Annotated in this window: 23 protein-coding genes, 1 tRNA gene and 1 rRNA gene; 3 read left to right on the forward strand and 22 right to left on the reverse strand. The window is 45.6% G+C overall.

Annotation, left to right across the window (positions count from 1 at the left end):
• Positions 1-69: 69 nt before the first annotated feature.
• From GXP65_RS19935 to GXP65_RS20025, 19 genes are all read right to left on the reverse strand, one after another.
• Positions 70-939: an ABC transporter substrate-binding protein gene (locus GXP65_RS19935; protein ID WP_162093552.1), complete on the reverse strand. Its 870-nt coding sequence runs from the start codon at positions 937-939 to the stop codon at positions 70-72.
• A 14-nt stretch (positions 940-953) separates the two neighbouring features.
• The gene (locus GXP65_RS19940; protein ID WP_005432612.1) at positions 954-1,829 is read right to left on the reverse strand and encodes a metal ABC transporter permease; all 876 of its coding nucleotides are present in this window, start codon (positions 1,827-1,829) and stop codon (positions 954-956) included.
• The gene (locus tag GXP65_RS19945; protein WP_162093559.1) at positions 1,829-2,563 is read right to left on the reverse strand and encodes a metal ABC transporter ATP-binding protein; all 735 of its coding nucleotides are present in this window, start codon (positions 2,561-2,563) and stop codon (positions 1,829-1,831) included. The genes GXP65_RS19940 and GXP65_RS19945 overlap by 1 nt, the downstream gene beginning before the upstream one ends.
• Positions 2,563-3,486 carry a zinc ABC transporter substrate-binding protein gene (locus GXP65_RS19950; protein ID WP_182052551.1) on the reverse strand — a complete coding sequence of 308 codons (924 nt, stop codon included), beginning with the start codon at positions 3,484-3,486 and terminating at the stop codon, positions 2,563-2,565. The genes GXP65_RS19945 and GXP65_RS19950 overlap by 1 nt, the downstream gene beginning before the upstream one ends.
• A gap of 74 nt (positions 3,487-3,560) precedes the next feature.
• Positions 3,561-4,112, reverse strand: coding sequence for a hypothetical protein (locus tag GXP65_RS19955; protein ID WP_162093554.1), 552 nt, complete (start codon positions 4,110-4,112; stop codon positions 3,561-3,563).
• Positions 4,109-4,429, reverse strand: coding sequence for a hypothetical protein (locus tag GXP65_RS19960; RefSeq protein ID WP_077202118.1), 321 nt, complete (start codon positions 4,427-4,429; stop codon positions 4,109-4,111). The genes GXP65_RS19955 and GXP65_RS19960 overlap by 4 nt, the downstream gene beginning before the upstream one ends.
• A 44-nt stretch (positions 4,430-4,473) precedes the next feature.
• Positions 4,474-5,304 (reverse strand): DUF4198 domain-containing protein, encoded by an 831-nt coding sequence (locus GXP65_RS19965; protein ID WP_045396778.1) that lies wholly within the window; start codon positions 5,302-5,304, stop codon positions 4,474-4,476.
• Positions 5,305-5,320: 16 nt separating this feature from the next.
• Complete coding sequence (locus GXP65_RS19970; protein WP_045396780.1) at positions 5,321-5,860, reverse strand: DUF2271 domain-containing protein; 540 nt, start codon at positions 5,858-5,860, stop codon at positions 5,321-5,323.
• A 22-nt stretch (positions 5,861-5,882) separates the two neighbouring features.
• The gene (locus tag GXP65_RS19975) at positions 5,883-6,512 is read right to left on the reverse strand and encodes a PepSY-associated TM helix domain-containing protein (protein WP_045417132.1); all 630 of its coding nucleotides are present in this window, start codon (positions 6,510-6,512) and stop codon (positions 5,883-5,885) included.
• Positions 6,513-6,648: 136 nt separating this feature from the next.
• Complete coding sequence (locus GXP65_RS19980) at positions 6,649-7,494, reverse strand: type II CAAX endopeptidase family protein (RefSeq protein ID WP_086370326.1); 846 nt, start codon at positions 7,492-7,494, stop codon at positions 6,649-6,651.
• Positions 7,495-7,666: 172 nt separating this feature from the next.
• Positions 7,667-8,839 (reverse strand): hypothetical protein, encoded by a 1,173-nt coding sequence (locus GXP65_RS19985; RefSeq protein WP_162093555.1) that lies wholly within the window; start codon positions 8,837-8,839, stop codon positions 7,667-7,669.
• Positions 8,836-9,456 carry an energy transducer TonB gene (locus GXP65_RS19990; protein WP_045375080.1) on the reverse strand — a complete coding sequence of 207 codons (621 nt, stop codon included), beginning with the start codon at positions 9,454-9,456 and terminating at the stop codon, positions 8,836-8,838. The genes GXP65_RS19985 and GXP65_RS19990 overlap by 4 nt, the downstream gene beginning before the upstream one ends.
• A complete protein-coding gene (locus GXP65_RS19995; RefSeq protein ID WP_005432634.1) occupies positions 9,456-9,860 on the reverse strand; it encodes a biopolymer transporter ExbD in 405 nt (134 codons plus the stop codon). The genes GXP65_RS19990 and GXP65_RS19995 overlap by 1 nt, the downstream gene beginning before the upstream one ends.
• Positions 9,857-10,411: a MotA/TolQ/ExbB proton channel family protein gene (locus tag GXP65_RS20000; protein ID WP_010453293.1), complete on the reverse strand. Its 555-nt coding sequence runs from the start codon at positions 10,409-10,411 to the stop codon at positions 9,857-9,859. Before GXP65_RS20000 ends, GXP65_RS19995 begins: the two co-directional genes overlap by 4 nt.
• The gene (locus GXP65_RS20005; RefSeq protein WP_079401968.1) at positions 10,411-11,778 is read right to left on the reverse strand and encodes a MotA/TolQ/ExbB proton channel family protein; all 1,368 of its coding nucleotides are present in this window, start codon (positions 11,776-11,778) and stop codon (positions 10,411-10,413) included. Before GXP65_RS20005 ends, GXP65_RS20000 begins: the two co-directional genes overlap by 1 nt.
• Positions 11,779-12,546: a DUF3450 domain-containing protein gene (locus tag GXP65_RS20010; protein WP_079401969.1), complete on the reverse strand. Its 768-nt coding sequence runs from the start codon at positions 12,544-12,546 to the stop codon at positions 11,779-11,781.
• Positions 12,547-12,620: 74 nt separating this feature from the next.
• Positions 12,621-14,711, reverse strand: a complete 2,091-nt coding sequence (locus GXP65_RS20015; protein ID WP_162093556.1) for a TonB-dependent siderophore receptor — start codon at positions 14,709-14,711, stop codon at positions 12,621-12,623.
• Positions 14,712-14,917: 206 nt separating this feature from the next.
• Complete coding sequence (locus tag GXP65_RS20020; RefSeq protein WP_103413818.1) at positions 14,918-16,291, reverse strand: sensor histidine kinase; 1,374 nt, start codon at positions 16,289-16,291, stop codon at positions 14,918-14,920.
• Entirely contained in the window at positions 16,291-16,956 is a 666-nt protein-coding gene (locus GXP65_RS20025) for a response regulator transcription factor (RefSeq protein WP_012130146.1), read from the reverse strand. The genes GXP65_RS20020 and GXP65_RS20025 overlap by 1 nt, the downstream gene beginning before the upstream one ends.
• A 408-nt stretch (positions 16,957-17,364) precedes the next feature.
• Between GXP65_RS20025 and GXP65_RS20030 the strand changes: the two genes are divergently transcribed.
• Entirely contained in the window at positions 17,365-18,075 is a 711-nt protein-coding gene (locus GXP65_RS20030; RefSeq protein WP_162093557.1) for a glycerophosphodiester phosphodiesterase family protein, read from the forward strand.
• A 25-nt stretch (positions 18,076-18,100) separates the two neighbouring features.
• Here GXP65_RS20030 and GXP65_RS20035 read toward each other — a convergent pair whose 3' ends face one another.
• Positions 18,101-18,583 (reverse strand): L,D-transpeptidase family protein, encoded by a 483-nt coding sequence (locus tag GXP65_RS20035; protein ID WP_005432644.1) that lies wholly within the window; start codon positions 18,581-18,583, stop codon positions 18,101-18,103.
• Between the two features lie 176 nt (positions 18,584-18,759).
• On the opposite strand from GXP65_RS20035, the gene GXP65_RS20040 reads away from it, so the two are divergent.
• Together GXP65_RS20040 and GXP65_RS20045 are read left to right on the forward strand one after the other, a co-directional pair.
• On the forward strand, positions 18,760-19,755 hold the full coding sequence (locus GXP65_RS20040; RefSeq protein ID WP_009705143.1) for a 2-hydroxyacid dehydrogenase: 996 nt from the start codon (positions 18,760-18,762) through the stop codon (positions 19,753-19,755).
• Positions 19,756-19,839: 84 nt separating this feature from the next.
• Positions 19,840-20,196, forward strand: a complete 357-nt coding sequence (locus GXP65_RS20045) for a YibL family ribosome-associated protein (RefSeq protein ID WP_005530256.1) — start codon at positions 19,840-19,842, stop codon at positions 20,194-20,196.
• A 345-nt stretch (positions 20,197-20,541) separates the two neighbouring features.
• Here the strand turns inward: GXP65_RS20045 and GXP65_RS20050 are convergent.
• Together GXP65_RS20050 and rrf are read right to left on the reverse strand one after the other, a co-directional pair.
• A tRNA-Ser gene (locus tag GXP65_RS20050) sits at positions 20,542-20,632 on the reverse strand.
• 89 nt (positions 20,633-20,721) lie between these two features.
• Positions 20,722-20,838: ribosomal RNA gene (rrf, locus tag GXP65_RS20055) — 5S ribosomal RNA — on the reverse strand.
• Between the last annotated feature and the right edge of the window lie 122 nt (positions 20,839-20,960).

Genomic DNA, 20,960 nt, shown 5'->3' on the forward strand with positions numbered 1-20,960 from the left:
TTTGATCTAGCTCCCATAAAAAAAGGGAACTTTTCAGTTCCCTTCATAAATTTCGTGGTGTTTTTCGTGTTACAACTGCCAGCGTGCGAGTGGCTTCTCAGTTTTGATACCTTTATTGCCCCATCGGTCAATAACATCAATTTGCAGTATGCGATCCTGTGAAACCAATGAAATTAACGTTTTTGACGGACGTTTGCTGGTGAGCAGCCACAGAGTTTCATCTTCCTCAAATTGAGCTTTTAAAGATAGTTTCTCTGCTTCGGACCATTCCAATTCAGGTTTAAATTGGCGGTCAACAACAAACAATTGATTACCTGATGCGAAATCTTCTAACGATTCACCCAACAATACCACCGAATCGATCTCTTTTTCGAAAATAACGTCTTGTTGCTGATTGATCAGTTCACGCACATCTAGCATTAGAGCTTGTTGGTTCTTCTCTATCTGAGTTTGATACTGAGGATACACTTTTTGCAGATCCTCACCAACGATGGCAGCCATCCGAATCAAGTTCGTCGGGTTCATCCACGCAAATTTAGACGTTTCACCGTTTTCTAGTTTCAACGCTGCAACCCCTTGCGCCTTTGGCGAAATAGCCTGAGAAGCATCAATTTCAATCAAACGTACGTTACCCTGACGAGCGTAAACAAAGGTAGGATCTTGATGCCAAATAGCCCCCAACGTGATCGCAACTGTTGCATCCTGTCCCGCTTTAATCACTTGTTGCTGACCCTTGCTCCCAAACCAGTTAACTAAACGCTCAATGCCATATCGCTTAGGTGGTAAGTAACTGGTTTCAATGCCTGTGCCTTGCATCAACTGCTGTGACAGCATGTAAGTGACAGGGGTACTGGTGAGAATATCTTTAGCAACAGTAAGTGGCGTATATGCGCTCGCTGCTATTATGCCCAACCCGATGATTAGCTTTTTCGTATTCATATTTAGATACCTGACTAGGCTTTACGTACGATGCGGTACATCGTTGCGGTTAAAAAGAAAATGGCAGAAACGATAATGATCGAAGCGCCAGATGGCACCGGAAGTTCCAACTCCATCGGTAAGACCGTCCCCACCAAGCACGCGATGGTTGCGAGTAAGGATGAGAGCAACACAAAGCTCCCCATTCGCTTAGTGAGTAGACGTGCTGTAGCCCCTGGGATAAGTAGCAACGCACCCACTAACACGGCACCAATGATCTTCACTGCCGCAATGGTGACAAGCGTGATCATCATAACGAACAGGTAATCATAGAAGCTGGTATTAAAGCCTCGAACACGAGCAATATCTGGGCTGATGCAAGTCAATAAAATGCGGTTAAATGTCGGGATCAGCAGTAATAAAATGATCAAGCAACTCACCGCCAAAATCGTAATATCTCTGTCTGTCACCGTCAGGATTGAGCCAAATAGAACGTTCTCTAACATGTGGATATTGATTTTCCGTGCCACATACATCAGCAAGGCAGCACCAACTGCCAAAGCCAGCGCAAGGAATACCCCGACGAGTGTATCGTAAGGAACATTGGTTCGATTTCGCACGAAATGCAGCAATAAAGCGAAGATCATGCAGAAACTAAACAGTCCAATAAATGGATTTTCTGGTGGCTCGCCCAGCAGGACACCAATCGCAATACCAGTCAGAGCTGCGTGACCGACGGCTTCAGAAAAGAACGCCAAACGCTTGGCAATCACCAACGTGCCCAAACCGCCCAACAAAGGACCCAAAATTAACGCAGCGACAATCGCGTTAACCATAAACGCATAAGCAAAACTGTCGCTTAACCAACCCGCTTCAACGCCATGCAGGGCCAGTTCTCTTAACCAATCCATTACGCAGCCTCCACTTTCGCGGTGTAGTGCTTAAACAGAGACTCAATTCGCTCTGGGCTTAACACTTCAGAGTGATGTCCTGACGCAACTATCTGACGATTCACAACATGAACTTGGGCATCTAAACGACGCACAGCCGTTACATCATGATGTACAGCAAGAACCGTCTTCCCTTCTGCGACCACTTCATGAATCAAACCCTCTAGGTAACGAACCCCTTGCTCATCCATGCCTGTTGTTGGCTCATCTAGGACAAGTAAACTTGGGTCGTCCAGTAAAGCTTGAGCAAACAACACCCGCTGTTGTTCACCACCTGATAGTTGTCCCATGCGACGGTCACTGCGCGCTGCCATCCCCACACGCTCTAACTGAGCCAGTGCTTGTTGAGTTTGCTTAGACTTACGTCGCCAAAACAGCGGAACGCGTGTTTGATTCAGCAATACAAAGTCCATGACAGTCAGTGGCAGACTGGCTTCAAACATAGCCTTTTGAGGCACATAACCAATTTGTCCTGCTTGTTGCGTCTGCTTTAGATCTGGCCAATTTACCGAGATATCCCCCGTAAAAGGCGTTAGGCCCAAGACTGAACGCAACAGGGACGTCTTACCACCACCGTTAGGCCCCATAATGACGTGGCATTGTCCCGCCTCGAACTGGGTTTGAATACCTTGCAGAATGAGGTTGTCACCATATTTCAGGCTTACCCCGTTAAGAGAAATAGAAGGGCCTGGCATCACGCTTTCTCCTGCGCGTGTTTGCTTGCGACGAACTTCATCGCTTCAATAAGCGTCGCGACGTTTTCACGCATTTCAACTTCAACCTTATTGGCTTCGTACTCGCCATGGGTCATATGAGAAAAACGGTAAAGCTGTACACCTGTCGCTTCTTCAATCGTATCGACAAAGCGGTTAGGCATATTGAGTTCGTAAAACAGCACGTCAATACCGGATTGACGAATCTTCTCGATGGTTTCTTGAAGTTGGCTAGCACTTGGCTCAACACCGTGTGCTGGTTCAATCACCGCTGCAACATCGACACCGAACTCTTGCAAGATATAACCGTAAGCATTGTGCGTGGTCGCAACCTTCATGCCTGCCGTATCTAACTGACCAAGTGACAACATGGCATCACGCTTTAGAAGGCGAAACGCTTTTGCGTACTTTCGCGCATTTTTTCGGTAAAAAGCGGCATTTTCTGGGTCAAGTTTACTCAGTTCACTCGCAATGGTGTAAACCTTTTGAATCGTAGTCGATAGGCCAACAAACGTATGTGGATTCACCGCGCCTTTGCCGACTGATTGCCCCATTGCTGGTAATAGCGGTACTTCTTTGTTTGCTTCTATCACCACTAGATCATCACGTTGAGCCGCTTGGATCACTTTTAGTGCAAAATCGTCATGGCCAATCCCATTCACGACAATCACATCCATTTGGTTCAAACGCTTAAGATCATTCGGTTGCGGCAAGTAGTTATGAGGATTAAAGCCCGCATCGACCAAAGGAATGATCTCCGCTTTGTCTCCGACCACCGCTTTGACATAGCTGTAGTAAGGCTGCAAGGTAATACCTATGTTCAGCTTCTCTGCGAAGGTTGAAGTGGATACGGCCAGTAATGTACATGCCGTTAGAATTCGACGTAAGAAGGCGCGTTTCTTCATAGTTGTTATCATATTGATGGTTACTTATTGAACGTAATGACTTGTTGATCGCAATATTGATGGTTCATAACGACTTAGTGGGCATGCGTAGCAGTGGATGAAGGCATTAAGACAACCTGATACCAGCCATTTTGCTTTCGCTCTTCTTGCTGGATAAGGTGACTCAACTGTTCCGCTGACGCTGATGTAGAGAGCCAAATATCGGCTTGCTCATGACGACTGTCTAGGAGCATCGAAGCCGAGCCCTTCTCGCCTTGTCTCACACCAATGTAAAGACCCGTATCCAGCTTTTGCCAATGATGAGAGCCTTTACGCTGCCAGCTTTGGTCTTTAACAAATGGAGCAACCCAAAACTCTTCCAGCTCACTGATTTCTGGCCATTGACCTTCATCAATATGAAGATCACGGATTTCCTCATGAGCAAGTTTGAGCTCAGCAATCATGGCAAGTTCTTCTTGTTCAAGATCGGTAATCAATACTTGATGTGCGAGTGCTTCAGTGTGCTCTGATTCGGTTTGATGATAAGGCAGCAAAAGCGTTGATATAGCGAGAATGCCAGCAATGGTCAGAGCAACCCATTTGCCTTCACGACTGCCATTATCTGGGCGAACTTTCTGCGTAATCATTTCTCTTTTAACTCAACCACATCCACTTCTACTGGGTTTTCATGACCAGCATCGAAGACAAGGTAGAAGTCCGTTTGAGGATGAGTAAATTCAGCAATCGAACGCTTGTCTGTAGTTACTTTGGCAATCAAGTTGTCATCGTAATCGTACATCTCAACATCGTAATCCACTGCAGTTGAACCATCAGAGTAGCCCGCTTCGCAGATCACTTTTTCTTGCTCTAGATGGCAACTCATCAATGGAAAATGCGCCGCTGCTTGATAGGAAATAAAACCAGCAAAAATAGCTGAGACTTTAAGAATTGAAAGGTTTTTCATGGTGTATCCAAAATGGCTCAGTATTTCACTGAGCCAAGCTTTGATTAGTTAAGTTGCGTTTCAAAAGTCAGATGAACATTCGCACTGGCTTTGTCTGCTAGTGGGTCATTTTTCAGCTCACCTTTGTAGTTGGCTTTCATCAGGTAACGGCCCGCCACTTCTGGCGTGAATGTAATTTTGCCGTCTTTATCACTCACTACGTCGATTTGCTCTTGATGGTTGCGGTAAAGCGTACCTTCACGAGTAATTTCTGCAGTCACACCTTGTTGAGGTTCCCCATTGAAGAAAAATTGGAAGATCACTTCTTCACCTTCAATGATGTCTGATGGGTGCGTAAGCGGCTTCATCTCAAGCAACTTACCTTCAATCTCAAGTGCTTTTTCTGTTGGCATGCCCACTGTTACGTAGCTTTCTGCGCGGGTGTAGCTTAGCTGAGTCACCACATCGCGTGCTTTTTCCGGAATAACGCTCGCACGGTCAGCTTTACTCGCTTTTGCCCATTTAACCGTGTCACGACGGCCTGCTTTATACTGGGTGTAATAGCTAGGTTGATTGTTGATCGCGACCTTGTGTGTGCCTTCCTCTTCGAAATAGAAGTCAAACATCGAGCGGCGTTTGCCACGCACAACAAAGTTAGGACGCTCAGAACGGCCATCGGGCATAATCACGAATGCTTGCTCGCTGCCTGCTGGTTTATCAAAAACAAACGTCCCGTGAGATGCGGTTACATCGAACGTCAGCCAATCACCGCCTTCTTTTGATACCGTGAAATGAGAAGGAAGAACCCAACGAGGGTGCGCTTGTGCCGTTGTCGCCGCAGCTAAACCCATCGCCATTACGCTTGCTAGTGCCACCGCTTTCATTTTGGTTTTCATTATTATTCCTTCTCTATCACTTAACTTGGTAATTGACGGTGATTAAGCCCGTCTCTTCCGTTGGTTTGATTTGGTAGCGTGCTTCTTTGTCCGCTAACTGAATTTTTTGACGCAGGTAGTTGCGACCACCATGCTCACGCACCACTTCCACATGGAGCGTGTAATCACCTTGCTCAAGGCGCTGACCATCGTCGTTGGTACCATCCCAAACAAAGCGATATTGACCTGCCGGGCGAGTGGCTGAGGTTACGGCATCGACCAATTCGCGATCGTAACGACCCACTTTGCGCCACCAGCTGCGAAGATCTTTTAACCACTCATCTTTACCTACCCAAAGCTGAATGGTTTTGACTGGTTTACGCTTTTCATCTTCGATCCATACTGCGACATAGGGCCTTGCATACATCGAGGTATCAATCTTTGGTAACTCAAACTCAAAGTCGACTTTGGCATTGTCTGGAAAAGGAGCGGCCATAAGCGGCAAAGGAGATAAAGCCGCGATCAATACGGCTTTACTAAACGGGTGACGGCGAAAAATTCGGCCCATGTTTAACATTGGTTTTTCTCTGAATAGGCTGTTATGGCACAGCGAAAAAATAAATAACGAGTGATAACGCAGTGCCAAAACTCATCCACTGCATTGAGGTTCTAAAAGTCTTTTTCTTTGGAAGCAGCAAACACACACCGGTCAGCACAAAAAACACCATTAGCAGGGCTGTTATGTCGATAAACCATTTCCACGTATCACCACTGTTGCGACCTTTATGTAGGTCGTTTAGTAGCGCAACCATGCCGTAGTTAGTGGTTTCAACTTCAGCTTCACCCGTCGTCATATCGACGAAAACGGTGGCGTTGTAGCCTGGGCCTTTGAAATCTAAAGAGAGTTCACCAATCATCAATTCACCATCCTCAACCTCGGTATACACATCGAGTGCTGATGGTGTGCCTCGTAGGGCTGTTTCTTGTGTTAAGAAACTCAACAGGGCAGAACGATTGGGTTGGAAGCTTCCCTCGTTAGCAAAGAGTTGTTCATTCGGAATGGTCAGCGTGTGTTGCTGAATGATGGGTTCGCTGCGCTCGAACAGTTCTGGGCGATTTAATGTGATACCAGTTAACGCAAAGAATAGCGTCACCAATAAAAGAGCCATCGAAATGTAAATGTGCAGACGGCGTGCCCAAGTTTGCACACCTTTGCTTTTGAGCAACATAAAAAACAATCATCACCAGTAAATGAGTGAATAATTTAGGTGATAATCATTCGTATTGGCATTTAATTTACATTGTTTACGTTTAGAGGCAGAGTCAGGCTCCCGGCAGAAACGACGGGAGCACATGAAGAGAAGCTTATCGAGCTAAAATGGGATAAGTGAAGAACACCAAATGGCAGAAGTTAAATAAGAAATGGGCTAACACCGCGCACCACAAGCGACCAGTGAAATGAAACACCAGCCCGTAGCCTAGTCCCGCTAACGTTGCGAATGCGATAAGTAGAGGACCACCAGCAAAGTGAGCCAAGCCGAACAAAATGCTAGCGATAACCAAACCTAGTCGCCAATCAAAACGGCGGGATAATGATTGCTGTACAAACCCTCGGAACAGCGCTTCTTCAGCCACACAAGTGAGTATTAGGTTGTTCAACGCAAATAGCCACCACCATGATGGCAAACTGAACTCCGGCTTTAATGCACCAAGCATAGCGGCAATAGGCAGCAGCGAAAGCAACGGAATAATCACCAGCAATGCAGGTTTTACTCTGCCTTTAGCCTCACTCCCCAGCAAAAAAGGATAAGCGAGAAAGAGAGCAAAAAGAGCCAGCGGCTTATCTAAGTTCAGATACATCGAGAAAGGTGCGCTCAGTGGGCCTGCCGTCACTTTGTCGAGAACTTGCAGATTATTAAATCCCGGAATGAGATGCACAAAGAGCATCACACACCAAATGATCACAACGCTCCAGCCCAAATAATAAACGAGCTTCATTTTTTGGTTCGACGCCAACATAGGCAATCGATACGCAACACCCAAAACCACCAAAGTACTTACGAATGCGATCAACTCTATCCGACCGATAAACAGTGCACTCAGCAACGTGAGTCCAAGTAAAGCTAGAGCAACCGCCCTTTGCCGCAAAAATACCGCACCTATCGCGAGAATAAGTGGTAACCATAGCCAGATAGCAGAATCGAGAATCATAGTATTGTCCTTATAAGAAAAACTGACGTTCCAGTCTTAACGCTGGATGAAGGTAATATAACGTTATGATATTTAAAAAGAGATCGAACCAGACTCAATATTTACAAACAAAAAGACCCGAGAGTTACCCCGGGTCTTTCGAGCATTAACACATAGCCTGTTTACAATTGGCTTAGCTATTCTGACTCGTTTTTGCTTTGCGTAGTTGAGACAAGTATTTCACCCAGCTCTCAGCTTGGGTTGATGGTTCAATCTCGTTTGCACGTTTGGCATTCGCTAGTGCATCTTCTAGGCGTTTCAGCTTGTAGTAAGCGCGAGTCTTAACTAATGCCACATCGGCTTTACGCCCAGAAACCTTGTCCAAAACAACCAGCGCGTCTTTGTATTGACCTTCTTGAACAAGCAGTTGAGACAAATTCCAGTAGTATTGACGATCCAACTTTGCAGCCACTCGCCAACTTGCTATCGACTTATCCCACTCCTTAGCCATCTGCCAAAAAGTCGCTTGTTGAGCTTTCAGTTTGCTATCTGAGTTAATGTCATCGAGCTCGCCCAACACTTTCGCAGCTCGCTCTGGGATGCCGCGCTTGCCATAAAGCTGAGCAAGAAGTCTTAAGTCATCTTGGTTCAACGCGACACCTTGTAATTTAGCAAGAGCGAGAGAATCCAGCGCACGCTTGTCATCATCAACACGTAAATACAGAGCAACAAGCTGACGCCACCATTCCACACGCTCAGGCTCAATCGCAATCAAGCGTTTGATCGTGCCAGTTGCAGGCCCCCACTTTTTCAGTTCAAGCTCTGCAGACAATTTGATTGACAACGGAGCCATCTCATCTGGCTGGCCCAATTTCTCGTATCGAGCCATAGCAGAAAGCACTTTGTTCCATTGACTTAACTGGTAATGAGACTGTGCGATACGTAACCAAATATCGTGTGCTTTTTGCGTTTTAGGTACTGCTTTACTCAAGTCGTAGTAATGAGGCAGAGCTTTAGAAAATTGCTGCTCGTTGAGCAACATATCCGCCAACATCTTACGTGTTTGCCAAGCTTGCTCGTCTTTCAAAAGACCGCTATTCACAGCAATCTCCAGTTGTTTGATGGCAGGATTAACTTGCTCATTTTGCCAGTAGAAAATACCCAGCATACGAGCAACAAACGCTTGATCATACTCACGAGATAAGTCGAGACCTTCGAGCGTGGAGATGGCTTCTTGCAGCTTTTCTTCTTGCGCCAGGTTGTGAGCACGCTGAACACGAGTCGCCGTGTACTGACTCAGTTCATTCGCGACAGTGGTAAAAGCACTCAGGCTTAACACCGCTCCGATAAAGAATTGCTTCATCATTTGGGTAACTTGAACTCCACTCTTCTGGTTTGCCCAAAGCGCTCAACCGCGACACCGTTTTCGACTTTAGGTTGGTACTTCGACTTCTTCAATGCACGAATAGCGTCTTTCTCGAACACTCTCTTAGGTTTAGCATCAATCACTTCAACGTCTTTAGGGCGGCCTGTCGCATCAATGGTAAAGCGCATCACTACATAACCTTCCATTTTACGTTTTAGGGCTTTGCTTGGATAACGAGGCTCTGGGCTGTAAAGCATTATCGCCTGTTGGTTGCCCATGGTGCCTTTTAAGTTCGGCGCACTGATCGCGATACCATCCAGCGCAGTATTCAAACCCAATGCGCTGATTGGCGTTACTTGGCTCATTGGCTCTACTTGGGTTTCCGCTTGAGACAGATCCATCGGCTCTGGCGATTTTGGTGGTTCAGGCTGCTCAGGTACAGAGCGTTGACGACGTTGAACATCAGCATCATTCTCTACCATCACCATATCAAAGCGCACCGCCTCCGAAGGTTTAGGTGCACGTTGATTGCCCTTATCGACCATCCACGCCATAAAGCTAAACAGGCTCACCGCAATCATTATTGATGCTGGTAGTGCGAGTAACAGCCTGCCCATTAAGGTTTCTCCGCCGCCAAAGCAATGTTCTTCACGCCAGCACCCTTCGCCGCATCCATGACTTTCACAACCGTACCATTGTAAGCATGCTCATCCGCTTGAATCACAAGCGATGCATCTGGCTGCTCAAGCAATAGGTGCTCAATGGTGGCTTCGACACGCTCGATGTCCACCAAACGTTTATCGATGTACACGTCATTTGCTGCGGTTACCGCAATAAAAATACCCGCATCTTTTTGACTAACGACATTCGATGCTTGAGGGCGATTCACTTCCACACCAGACTCACGTACAAATGAGCTAGTCACAATGAAGAAGATCAACATGATGAAGACAATATCCAGCATCGAGGTCAAGTCGATCTGTGCTTCATCCTGTCGATTGGTTCTACGTCCGAGTCTCACTTCTGACTCCTTAAAGATTGTTCTAACTGGAGGGCTTTGCGTTCACACACTTTGCTTAAGCGCGCATGCACAAACATGCCAGCAAGTGCTGCAACCATACCTGCCATGGTTGGCAGCGTCGCAAGTGAAATACCAGAAGCCATCAATTTTGGATTGCTGCTACCTTGTGTGGCCATCACATCAAAAACCGTAATCATACCTGTTACCGTTCCTAATAGACCTAACATTGGACAAATGGCCACAAGAACTTTAATCGTTGATAGATTTTGACGCAGTTCAATGTGCGCTTTGGCAATCCATCCTTCGCGGATTTGATGCGCGTACCAAGAGTGATGATCAGCTCTTGCTGACCACTGCTCACAAAGCTGTTTCTTCACCTTTGGAAATTCCGTTGTTAGGTAAAGTACACGCTCCATAACCAGTAACCAGCACACCGCAACAACGGCTGCCAACCACCATAGGATTTGACCACCTTGCTGCATAAAACGCATCAAGGTTGAGGCCCAATCCTCACTGATCAAACCCAATGTGTTGAGTAGGATCTGCTCCATTACGCTGCGTTCTCCGCTACAGTATTCGGTGCTTTTTGACCTTTTGGCATATCACGCTCAGCTTGCTCTGCCACAAGGCCAATACCTTGCTTCTCAAGAATATTGCGAATGTTCTCTGCTTGAGAGCTCAATACGTTGTGAGCAAGAAGCAATGGCATTGCCGCAACAAGACCAAGAACAGTGGTAACTAGCGCCATAGATATGCCACCAGCCATGACTTTTGGATCGCCGTTACCAAACTGAGTGATCACTTGGAACGTTTCGATCATGCCTGTTACTGTACCCAGTAGACCTAGCATCGGTGCCAGTGCTGCAAGCAACTTCAGCATCGACAAACCTTTCTCAAGGTGCGTTTGTTCATCCACGACCGCTTCTAATAAGCGAAGCTCTAACGCTTCAACGCTACGATGTTTGTCTTTTTGGTAAACCGCTAAGATACGACCGAGTGGATTATCTTCTGGTTGAGCTGGGCTCTTAAGCTGTTTGGCGATTTTCTGACGAGCAATCATTAGTGACACTCCACGAACCAACGCGATGATCAAACCAATCGCTAGCAAGCCAAGAATGATCTTACCAACCACACCACCTGCGTTCAGGCGGTCTGCCATCGTTGGTGAGTTTGCTAGTTGCTCAAGTAGAATGCCACGAGATGGGTCAATCACTACGGCATCAATTTCACCAGCCTTTACGCTGCTTGCCGTTGGACCATTTTCTGGTTGGCGCAGGTAATTAACCGCATCACCGCGCTGACCATTCCACTTCACGTAACCTGCGTCGTCCAACAGTGCCATTGAGCCAAGACGAACACCATCAACCGTTTGCTCACGACCTTCACCATCGAGCAATGAGAATGATACGTTCGCCAGCTCACCACTTGCTTTAACTTGCTCTTCCATGCTGCGCCACATCGCTTCAAGCTGCGGCAACGTTGGTAGTGATTTAGCGGCAACGATATCATCGATATTTTGCTGGTATGAGTTTGCGTCTACACCAGTAACAGAATGCTTAAGTTCTGCTTCCAGCTCTTTTGCGTTTTGACGAACAACGCCAAACAACTCACCTAAACTGCCAGTTTCAAGGCGTAGTTTTTCTTCTAGCTGAGCCAGTTCAGCTTCATTTTCACTGAATGTCACACCGAGGGTGTCAGCTTCTGCTTGCAGTGCCGCTCGCTCTGCCACAAGCTTGTTCTTCATTGCTTGCAGCTCTTGTTGGGTTTGCTTAAAGCCAGACTCACGAGCCACATTGTGTGACTGTTGTTGGTGGTTTTCTTGCTGTGCTTTCTGCAGCAAAGTATCGCTTGCAAATGTAGTGTGCGGTAGAAACGCAGCGCCAGAAATCAATGCGACTGATAGCCATTTCTTCATCATTTATTTGCCCTCCGCAACGTTTAGAGACACAGGCAAAGTAAGCATGCTCGGTGCTATCTGTTTGTTCGCCATAGCAAATGCGTTATCGAGTTCTGCTTTCTGTTCCGTTCCAACGGCTTGCCATTCTTTTTGTTGCTGAGACCAACTCCAGAAATGCTCACCAGACAGGCTACGCGCAATAAGTGACACACGGCCTAAGTAGAGAATATCGGCTTCAACTTGGTCGTTGCTGTCCAAAGCGATCTTACCTTGGTAAACACCAATCTTAGTGCCGTAGTCCATTTCAATTTGGTACGCTTCTAGAATTCGACGGAATTTTTCAGCATCCGCAACGTCAGCTCGGGTCATCATGGCATCAAGTTTTTCAATGCGCTCTTCACGTTGTGCTTTGCGGATAGGTTTATCATTCGCCACAATCGTTTTAAGGCCATCCAGCATGTGATACATCAAAGGCACTACGCCTTGACGAGTCTGAGCGATCTGCTCAATCTGCTCGTTCAAACTTGCGGCTTCGTCATTCTGGCTATCGACAAGATTTGACAGGTGATCGCGATAAATCTTCAAGTTGCTGACTTCTTCTTGCAGCTGCTCAATTTCAGCTTCTAGAGACAAAGATTTCTCTGCACTTGCATCAATGCGCTTTTGGCTCACTGCCGACGCTTGGTTGGTTTTACCCTGCACTGCTTGTGCATCGTTAAGATTTTCCGCTTGAACGGGAATCAAAACCGATGAGATCAACAGAGCGATACTTGATTTCATTAGATTCATACGAGTTATATTTCTGTTTTCCAAAAACGACTAAAGGGGAAGACCACTCTTCCCCTTTAAAAATCAGATTGTTATCAGTACTTGAACTGGATAGTCGCCATGTAGTTTCGGCCTTCGCCAATCACTACGCCACTCGCTCCATCTTGCTTACTGTTGGTGCTACCGCCACCTGCTAGGTATTCAGTATCAAACAGGTTCTCAACATTGAATCGAGTTACGATGTCCAAGTTCTCATCATACTTGTGTGTGTACGACACGCCCATATCAATACGTGCATACCCATCTTTCTTAAATGTGTTCGCCGCGTCACCGTAGCGCTCACCTTCATAAATCAAACCTAGGTTCACGTTGGTGTTGTTCTGAACTTTGTAGCTAGACCAAACACTTGCTGAAAACTCAGGAACGTCTGCCGGACGGTTGCCTTTGTAATCTGCGCTTTCAGTGATTTCAGCATCTAGGTACATTGCAGAAGCCGTTAGTGAAAGCTCCTCAGTTACAAAGCCCTGCGCTAGGATTTCTGCACCACGGTGCACTTGTTCACCATCTTGCGTCTTCTTGTACATCACATCGCCGCCAGCATTAACACCGTCTTCCACATCTAGCGCGATGTTTTCAAGGGTGATATCGAATAGCGCACCCGTAACGTATAGACGCTCATCAAATAGCTCCCACTTGGTACCCACTTCGTACGAGATACCGCGTTCTGCATCTAGCTCTTCACCATCGTTAGTGTAGTCCGTGCTATTTACTGTACCTTGAGGCATAAAGCTCTCAGAGTATTGAACGTAAATCGAGCCGTTACTTGCTGGGTGGAAAATCACACCTAGCTTTGGTGAAACCTGACTTTCTGTCAGTTCATCACTGCGTTTCTCATCATAACGAACACCAGCAAGTACCTGCCAGTAATCGTTAATTGTCATCATGTTTTGCGCGTAAATACCCCAAGTGTCGTATTCGCTAGTCGGCCATTTTTTAGAGCTCGTTGGCTGAGGCTTCGCGACCGTTTCACCCGCAGGAACATACTCACCGTCATGGAAAGCCATAAAACGGTCGTAACTGTAATCTAGGTAGTTTGCGCCGACTAAGAAGGTGTTGTCTGTACCAAACAAAGAGAAATCTGTCGTCACATCTACGTAAGCAGTATCAAATACCCAGTGGTCTGAACGCTCGTTACCCTTGTGCTTGATCGTACCGTCTTCTTCGTACATATCGAATTTCGGGTAAGATTCCACATCAAAGCGCTTAAAGTCTTGACGGTTATAGCCGGCTTTCACATTTACGCTATCTGTCACTTGTGCATTGATATCGATGCCGTAGTTTTCTACATCGTTGTCAATGTTTGACCATTGTGCATCCCAGATGTACTTGTCACCACGGACTGGTTTACCGTCCACAATGTAGGCACCTGAATCAACACTACCGTCATCTTTAGTACGGTCGTAGTGAGCCGACACCATAATATCTTCCGTGATGTCATATTCCACAACCAGACCACCTACTACGCGGTCAGTCTGTGGCTCAGTGCCATCACCGTATTCACGCCATGAGCCGTAGCTCTCTTTGGCAAGAATCGCACGCGCACGCAGCGTTTCTTCTTCATTCAGGGCACCACTCACATCTAATACTGTGCGTGAGTGATCATTTGAACCAATATCTTGGCTCAAGCTTGCTTGCGTTTCTGTTGTTGGCTTTTTCGAAACCATGTTCACAAGGCCACCCGGCTCAGACTTACCGTAAAGTAGGCCTGAAGGACCTTTAAGAACTTCAACTCGCTCTAAAAGCTCAATTGGTTGACGGTAGTGAGACCAGTGCTGACGTCCATCACGTAGGAAGCCATCCGAGCTGCTTAGTTCAAAACCACGTAGTGAGAAACGCTCGCGGTTACGGCTTGTACCACCTGCGCTAACACTTGCGTCATTTTGTAGAACCTCACCTAGTGTGCTTGCACGCTGCTCATCGATGACTGCTTCATCGATCACAGCAACCTGCCCCGGAGTTTCCAGCTGCGTCATTTCCATACGCATTGCTGTGCTGTTGGTATCCGCTTTGTAACCAAACTCACGGCCTTCTACTACTAGGTGTTCATCTGTTGTTTGAACTTCTGCCACTGCAGGCGCTGCTAGCACCGCACCGATCACTAATGCCAATTGGCTCTTAGTAAACATATCCTTTCACTCCGACTATTTTCGGGTCGCACACTCTATGATGTGATTCCCTTGTATTTATTTCGGCAGTGAATATAAATGACAACTATTACCATTTGCATTAAATTTACATTCTTTGCATTCGTAAAGATTTGTAAAGAGGCCGTGTTCAATTTGATTCATGAACTAGATGCGAGTCACATTATTACTCGTGAGCGTGATTTCGCTTACTGCCGAAACAGCAAAGTAACGGCAAGTCCACCTTCAGGTCGATTTGATGCGACAGCCTTGCCCCTCATCATTCTCATCGACTCTTTGACTATCGCTAGCCCTAGACCATAGCCCCCTAACTTCTTGTCACGAGAGGCATCTAAGCGAGTGAATGGGTCGAATATATCTGACAACTTATTTTGTGGAATACCCGGACCGTTGTCAGAAATCGTTACCGCCAAGTAACTCTGTGTATCAGAAACTTTATTCGATAAGCGAACATCTATTTGAGCAGAGTCCCCTGCATACTTAATCGCATTACCAATCAGATTGTTTAAGCATCGCACCACTAGAGTATCATCACATTGAGCCTTAGCCCTTGTCGCGTCCGAAACAAATGAAAGGCTTTGGCGAGCTTTTAAATCTATCTTGCATCGTTCCACTTGAGGAGCAAGCAAGACCTCGAGATCACTGCGCTTTAGCTCTGTGTCGTAACGAGCATTCTCTAATCGGCTGAATTCCAGAATCTCGCCAATCAAGTGGTTAAGTTCATTGGCTTCTTCTTCCATTCGATTCACTAAGCTCTGTTCACTGTCACCGACACGCTTTCGCAATAGATGCAGTACGAGATTTTGTCGAGCAAGAGGCGTACGCAATTCATGGGAAACATCACGAATTAACCGGCGCTGCTTCTCCGCCAATGAATGGATCTCTTTAGTCATGTGGTCAAAATCTCGTGCGAGTTCATTAAATTCTCGCGTATTCGATTTCAACTCGTCTACCACACTGACATTGAAGTCACCATTAGAAAGCTTCTTGCTCGCCTCTCTCAAGCGGTCCAAAGGCTGCTGTAGATTACGCGCCATCAGCAATGAGAACAGTGCCAATATCACTCCAGCAATCACAACCTTTAGAATAGAAAAATAAAGAATGAAATCATGTGCCGGGTGTAATTGGTGTGGCAATTGGATCATCAAGCTATTATTGCCAACCAAAGGGATGCTAAATATTGGGCGACTTACTCGGCCTTCTAGTTGCTCGTCCAAGCTTCTTTTGAATTTTAATTTGAACTCAAAGTGAGGGTGCATCATGCGGTGCGTCAGCGGATGTTGGTTTTCGTCGAGCACGAATAGATAGAAGTGTTGTGCATTTGCCCAGTCCGCCAGTTCATCCATGTCGCCTTCCTCAATGAGGATATTTGCCTGATGAGCGAGCTCTAGCATTTCAACTTTTACACTTGCTGGCACTTTAAGCATGGCTTTCACCAAAGCTTGTTCAGCAACCGCTTGAACAGCCAAAATGCTAATGACAATAGCCGTCATATAACTAAAGAGCTGAAACGCAAGACTGTCTCTGCGCTTAGCGATGTAGGATGGGCAAACGAACTTCATTAACTCGTTACCGCTTCAAGGTAGCTGTAGCCTTTCCCACGAAACGTTTTTATATGCTGTTTGGACAAGCCAGCTTCCACTAATTTTCGACGAATATTGCTGATGTGCATATCTAGATTGCGATCAAAAGGGCTGAGCTCTTTCTTCAAAACTTGGGTCTGTAGTTCAGCTTTAGAGATGACAACACCTTGGTTTTTCACCAAGTAGCAAAGTAGTTCCGCTTCCGTGCCAGTCAGAGGCAAACTGTTCAACTGGCCGCTGATACTTTGAACCGTATTACACATCGCTTGCCTCTGGCGCTCTAACCCTACGCGGCGAAGAATTGCTTTTATACGCATCAACAGTTCTGCAACGTTAAATGGCTTACCGATGTACTGGTCAGCTCCCGCTTGATAACCATCTAGCATTGAGTTCTCATCATTGAGCGCAGTCAGCATCAAAATCGGCGTGGCAAAACGTTGGCAAATGCGACGAGCAACTTGCATCCCGTTTAAGTTTGGTAGCATTACATCAAGGAGAACGAGATCAACTGGTGTTTTTTCCATGTACTGCAGTGCACTCTCACCGCAGTGTACCGATGAGACCGTGTAGCCTTCTTCTTGCAGCACAGTTTCTAACAGTTCGCACAACGGAACGTCATCATCAACGATCAAAACTCGAGACATTACCAACCACCATTAAATAAAAATGGTTCGCATTCTATTACTCATTTGCAAATTAAACAACCATAGTTTTTGTGGTTTTTATTTCGGTAAATGGCTCAAAAAAAGCGCGTCTTTCAGCAAGTTTCTTCGTATCCGATTCGTCCTACATAACGCCTTAAAAAATCAGTACGTCAAACCCGTTACTTTGAAAAATCTTTCAACGACTTGAATAACACATAATACGTTTGCAGCAATCTCATAAACGGCATTTTGTCTTCAGCGAACAACCCGTATCTTGCTTGTATGATCGCCTTGATGAATTTATCGGTATCAATACGAACCAATAAAAATCCTCATACATTTGAACGCTTTGATCAGCCGTAAAAAAGAGTACAATTCTCTGCAGTTTCTTATTGAGAATAGACGTATATGAAAACGCTACTGATAGGTCACCGAGGTGTGGCAGGTAAATACCCGGAAAACACAAAAGTCAGCGTTCAAGCTGCTATTGATATGGGACTGACTTGGGTTGAAGTTGACGTGCAGCCAACCAAAGACAACGTACTAGTAGTTTGCCACGATCATACCGTGAATCGTTGCAGTAATGGCAAAGGTCGTATTGATCAAATGACCCTTGCTGAGCTCAAGGCGTTAGATTTTGGTCGTTGGTTTAGCAATGAATTTGCCAACGAATCCATCATGACTCTAACAGAGCTACTAGAACTCGCTGCGGCAAATGGCCTAAACCTGAATATCGAAGTGAAAGTCGATCATCATTCAGCGGAAGATGTTGCCAAGATGGTCACTCATACTCTACTAGAAGGCCCATTAGCTAAAGACCACATCCTTTTATCAAGCTTTAGTCACGAGGTTATCAGGGCACTACACAAGCACTGTGAAGGCTATAGGCTAGGTGTTTTGAGCGAGTTTTTTACTCGTAAGGACCGATTGTTATTGGAAGAAGTTAGTGCTTACAGCTGCAACCTCAATATTAACTGGGTGCGTTCTCGTCAAATCAAGAAGCTGCAACAAGCGGGTTATAAGGTGATGTGTTATACCGTGAACAACCCCAACAAGCTAAAACACCTACCTGCATTGGATGGTATCTTTAGTGATCACCCAAGCCGTTTTATGCCTTAAAATTAAAGTCGGAAATGGGGCTCCACTACCACTCGATAGTAATCGGAGTTCCCATTTTGACGAGCCTGATAAATTCATCCATCTCTTCATTGGTAATGGCGATACAACCATTGGTCCAGTCAAAGCTCTGAATAAACTGTGGAGCTTGAGTCTCTCCATTTTTTAGGCCGTGAATTTTAATCGCACCACCAGGAGAAACTCCTCTTCGATGCGCCTCCAAACGATCAATTGCATCTGGGTAACTGATATGAACGGAGCGATAGAAAGCGGAGTCGTTAATCACGTAATCTAGCGTGTAATCCCCTTCCGGCGTTCTATTGTCACCCTCTTCTTGCTTGTGTCCTTTCGGATTAGCCCCTAACGCAATCCGATATTCTTTAACCACTTCGCCATTGTCCATCAGATACATTCTGCGTTTTGACTTATCAACTTTGACCAAGTCAACCGCAGCCTGAGCACCGGACACAAACGTACAACATAAGATTAAAGACAACCATTTTACTGACATCGCCAGAACGCCTAACTCACCCACTCATAGGGAAAACAAAAAAGAGAACCCATGCTAGTCAGATGGTGATTCTAAAGCAAACTGAATGTGTGCAAATTTCGCTACTCTTTGTAACGAACTTGGATTACTTTATAAGGATATTACTTTATAAATCCAGCACAAATAGAGAGGGTATTATGCTCAACATCGCTTTTTTCAGTGCAAAATCCTATGACGAAGCGTCTTTTAACAAAATCAAAAATCATCGTGATTTCGAATTCCATTTCCATGATTTTCGATTGACCTCTAAGACTGCCAAAATGGCACAAGGCTGCGAAGTGGTGTGCGCATTTGTAAATGACGATTTGTCAGCTCCAGTACTTAAACAGCTCTCTCTCGGTGGCACTAAGTTGATCGCCATGCGTTGTGCAGGCTTTGATAAGGTAGATTTAAAAGCAGCAAAAGAGTTCGGGCTGCAAGTGGTGCGCGTCCCTGCTTATTCGCCAGAGGCGGTCGCAGAGCACACCGTCGGTATGATGATGTGTTTAAACAGACGCCTACATAAAGCATACCAACGTACTCGTGATGCTAACTTCAACTTGGAAGGCTTAGTGGGTTTTAACTTCCATGGCAAAACCGTAGGCGTCGTCGGTACCGGCAAAATTGGTATCGCAACCATGCGTATCTTTAAAGGTTTGGGCATGGAAATACTATGCTATGACCCATATGAAAACCCACTTGCGTTGGAAATGGGCGCACGCTACTGTTCCCTTGAAGAAATCTATGCAGAGGCCGATGTTATTTCTTTACACTGCCCGATGAGCGAAGAAAACTATCACCTCCTCAACGAGAATTCCTTCTCGCAAATGAAAGATGGCGTAATGATCATCAATACCAGCCGTGGCGAGTTACTAGACTCCGTGGCGGCCATCGAAGCATTGAAACAAGGCAAGATTGGTGCACTTGGTTTGGACGTCTATGACAATGAGAAAGACTTATTCTTCCAAGACAAATCAAATGACGTAATTGTTGATGACGTATTCCGCCGCTTATCTGCATGCCACAACGTATTGTTCACTGGCCACCAAGCATTCTTGACTCATGAAGCTCTGAATAACATCGCGTCCGTGACTCTAAGCAACGTGGATGCTTTCTTTACCGGCAACCCGTCAGGTAATGAACTGATCAACTAAATCAATAGATCGAGCAGTATAGTAGAGCGTTGAATTTCAGCTATGCTATACTCCTCGACCATTAAAAATTTGAGTCCAATTACCATGAGCATAAAAACCGATATTCAAAAGCTGCACAACCGTTTAGATACTTGCCAACGCAAACTGGATGCGGCACGTTCTCGTGGTGATCATGAAATGATTACTAAGTTCACGAATGAAGTTGACGATCTAACCAAGAAACTAAATCAACTTAAGCACAAGCAAACTTACGAGCTAAACAAAGAGCGTAAAAGCCTGCTTGATATGCCATTCTCTCGTGAAATCACTAAAGCAGAGCAAGCAGATATCGGCAAGCTTAAAAAGCGTGTACGCGGCCTAGTTATCGTTCACCCATTGACTAAAGTGGGTAAAGAACTGCGCCTAGACGTAATGACAGGTTTTGCTCCAAAAGAGTTCTAATAACTCTATTAAGCAACGGATATTGAAAAGCCCAAGCAGCTAGCTTGGGCTTTTTTGTAATTTAAATTCAGTGAGTTGGGTGTTGGTTGAAATCCATTTAAACGGCGAGTGACAGTGCAACATGCGCAGTTTTCAACTTATTAGAAGATGAAACCTTAGATAACTTTCAAATGCTAAAAACGACGAAAGCGCACTGATTTCTCAACAGGCCTTCTAAGTATTGTCCGATTTCTGGTGCGCCTAGTCTGGGGTTACGACTGACTGGGACTTGATAAAAATCTCTTCTAATTCTCAAACATCAGAAATGAAAAAAGCCTCGCTATTTCTAGCGAGGCTTCTTAATAGTGGCGGAGAGATAGGGATTTGAACCCTAGATACGCTATTAACGTATGCCGGTTTTCAAGACCGGTGCTTTCAACCACTCAGCCATCTCTCCACAAATTGTTACTAAAACTTAGTCTTACTTATATAGTGCTAGGTTTAGTTTTGCCTTTAGATTTTTTAAAATCTAAAAACAGTAAGCAAGCCTGGCGATGTCCTACTCTCACATGGGGAAGCCCCACACTACCATCGGCGCTAATTCGTTTCACTTCTGAGTTCGGAATGGAAATCAGGTGGGTCCAAATCGCTATGGTCGCCAAGCAAATTCTTGCTTTTACTTTCAGCTTTTTCTAAAAGCTGAAGGCAAAAAATCTGGAAAGCTGTTTCAGTTCTTAACACATTCAATTCGTTCTTGCTTTGAGTCCATCAAAACCCCTTGGGTG

Origin of the sequence: Vibrio sp. LB10LO1, assembly GCF_010092875.1 — a bacterium.
GTDB lineage: Bacteria > Pseudomonadota > Gammaproteobacteria > Enterobacterales > Vibrionaceae > Vibrio > Vibrio campbellii.

Excerpts from the sequence above, each read along its gene's own strand:
- GXP65_RS19935 (WP_162093552.1), bottom strand. The coding sequence starts at position 939 with ATGAATACGAAAAAGCTAATCATCGGGTTGGGCATAATAGCAGCGAGC.
- GXP65_RS19940 (WP_005432612.1), bottom strand. The coding sequence starts at position 1,829 with ATGGATTGGTTAAGAGAACTGGCCCTGCATGGCGTTGAAGCGGGTTGG.
- GXP65_RS19945 (WP_162093559.1), bottom strand. The coding sequence starts at position 2,563 with ATGCCAGGCCCTTCTATTTCTCTTAACGGGGTAAGCCTGAAATATGGT.
- GXP65_RS19950 (WP_182052551.1), bottom strand. The coding sequence starts at position 3,486 with ATGAAGAAACGCGCCTTCTTACGTCGAATTCTAACGGCATGTACATTA.
- GXP65_RS19955 (WP_162093554.1), bottom strand. The coding sequence starts at position 4,112 with ATGATTACGCAGAAAGTTCGCCCAGATAATGGCAGTCGTGAAGGCAAA.
- GXP65_RS19960 (WP_077202118.1), bottom strand. The coding sequence starts at position 4,429 with ATGAAAAACCTTTCAATTCTTAAAGTCTCAGCTATTTTTGCTGGTTTT.
- GXP65_RS19965 (WP_045396778.1), bottom strand. The coding sequence starts at position 5,304 with ATGAAAACCAAAATGAAAGCGGTGGCACTAGCAAGCGTAATGGCGATG.
- GXP65_RS19970 (WP_045396780.1), bottom strand. The coding sequence starts at position 5,860 with ATGTTAAACATGGGCCGAATTTTTCGCCGTCACCCGTTTAGTAAAGCC.
- GXP65_RS19975 (WP_045417132.1), bottom strand. The coding sequence starts at position 6,512 with ATGTTGCTCAAAAGCAAAGGTGTGCAAACTTGGGCACGCCGTCTGCAC.
- GXP65_RS19980 (WP_086370326.1), bottom strand. The coding sequence starts at position 7,494 with ATGATTCTCGATTCTGCTATCTGGCTATGGTTACCACTTATTCTCGCG.
- GXP65_RS19985 (WP_162093555.1), bottom strand. The coding sequence starts at position 8,839 with ATGATGAAGCAATTCTTTATCGGAGCGGTGTTAAGCCTGAGTGCTTTT.
- GXP65_RS19990 (WP_045375080.1), bottom strand. The coding sequence starts at position 9,456 with ATGGGCAGGCTGTTACTCGCACTACCAGCATCAATAATGATTGCGGTG.
- GXP65_RS20000 (WP_010453293.1), bottom strand. The coding sequence starts at position 10,411 with ATGGAGCAGATCCTACTCAACACATTGGGTTTGATCAGTGAGGATTGG.
- GXP65_RS20005 (WP_079401968.1), bottom strand. The coding sequence starts at position 11,778 with ATGATGAAGAAATGGCTATCAGTCGCATTGATTTCTGGCGCTGCGTTT.
- GXP65_RS20010 (WP_079401969.1), bottom strand. The coding sequence starts at position 12,546 with ATGAATCTAATGAAATCAAGTATCGCTCTGTTGATCTCATCGGTTTTG.
- GXP65_RS20015 (WP_162093556.1), bottom strand. The coding sequence starts at position 14,711 with ATGTTTACTAAGAGCCAATTGGCATTAGTGATCGGTGCGGTGCTAGCA.
- GXP65_RS20020 (WP_103413818.1), bottom strand. The coding sequence starts at position 16,291 with ATGAAGTTCGTTTGCCCATCCTACATCGCTAAGCGCAGAGACAGTCTT.
- GXP65_RS20025 (WP_012130146.1), bottom strand. The coding sequence starts at position 16,956 with ATGTCTCGAGTTTTGATCGTTGATGATGACGTTCCGTTGTGCGAACTG.
- GXP65_RS20030 (WP_162093557.1), top strand. The coding sequence starts at position 17,365 with ATGAAAACGCTACTGATAGGTCACCGAGGTGTGGCAGGTAAATACCCG.
- GXP65_RS20035 (WP_005432644.1), bottom strand. The coding sequence starts at position 18,583 with ATGTCAGTAAAATGGTTGTCTTTAATCTTATGTTGTACGTTTGTGTCC.
- GXP65_RS20040 (WP_009705143.1), top strand. The coding sequence starts at position 18,760 with ATGCTCAACATCGCTTTTTTCAGTGCAAAATCCTATGACGAAGCGTCT.
- GXP65_RS20045 (WP_005530256.1), top strand. The coding sequence starts at position 19,840 with ATGAGCATAAAAACCGATATTCAAAAGCTGCACAACCGTTTAGATACT.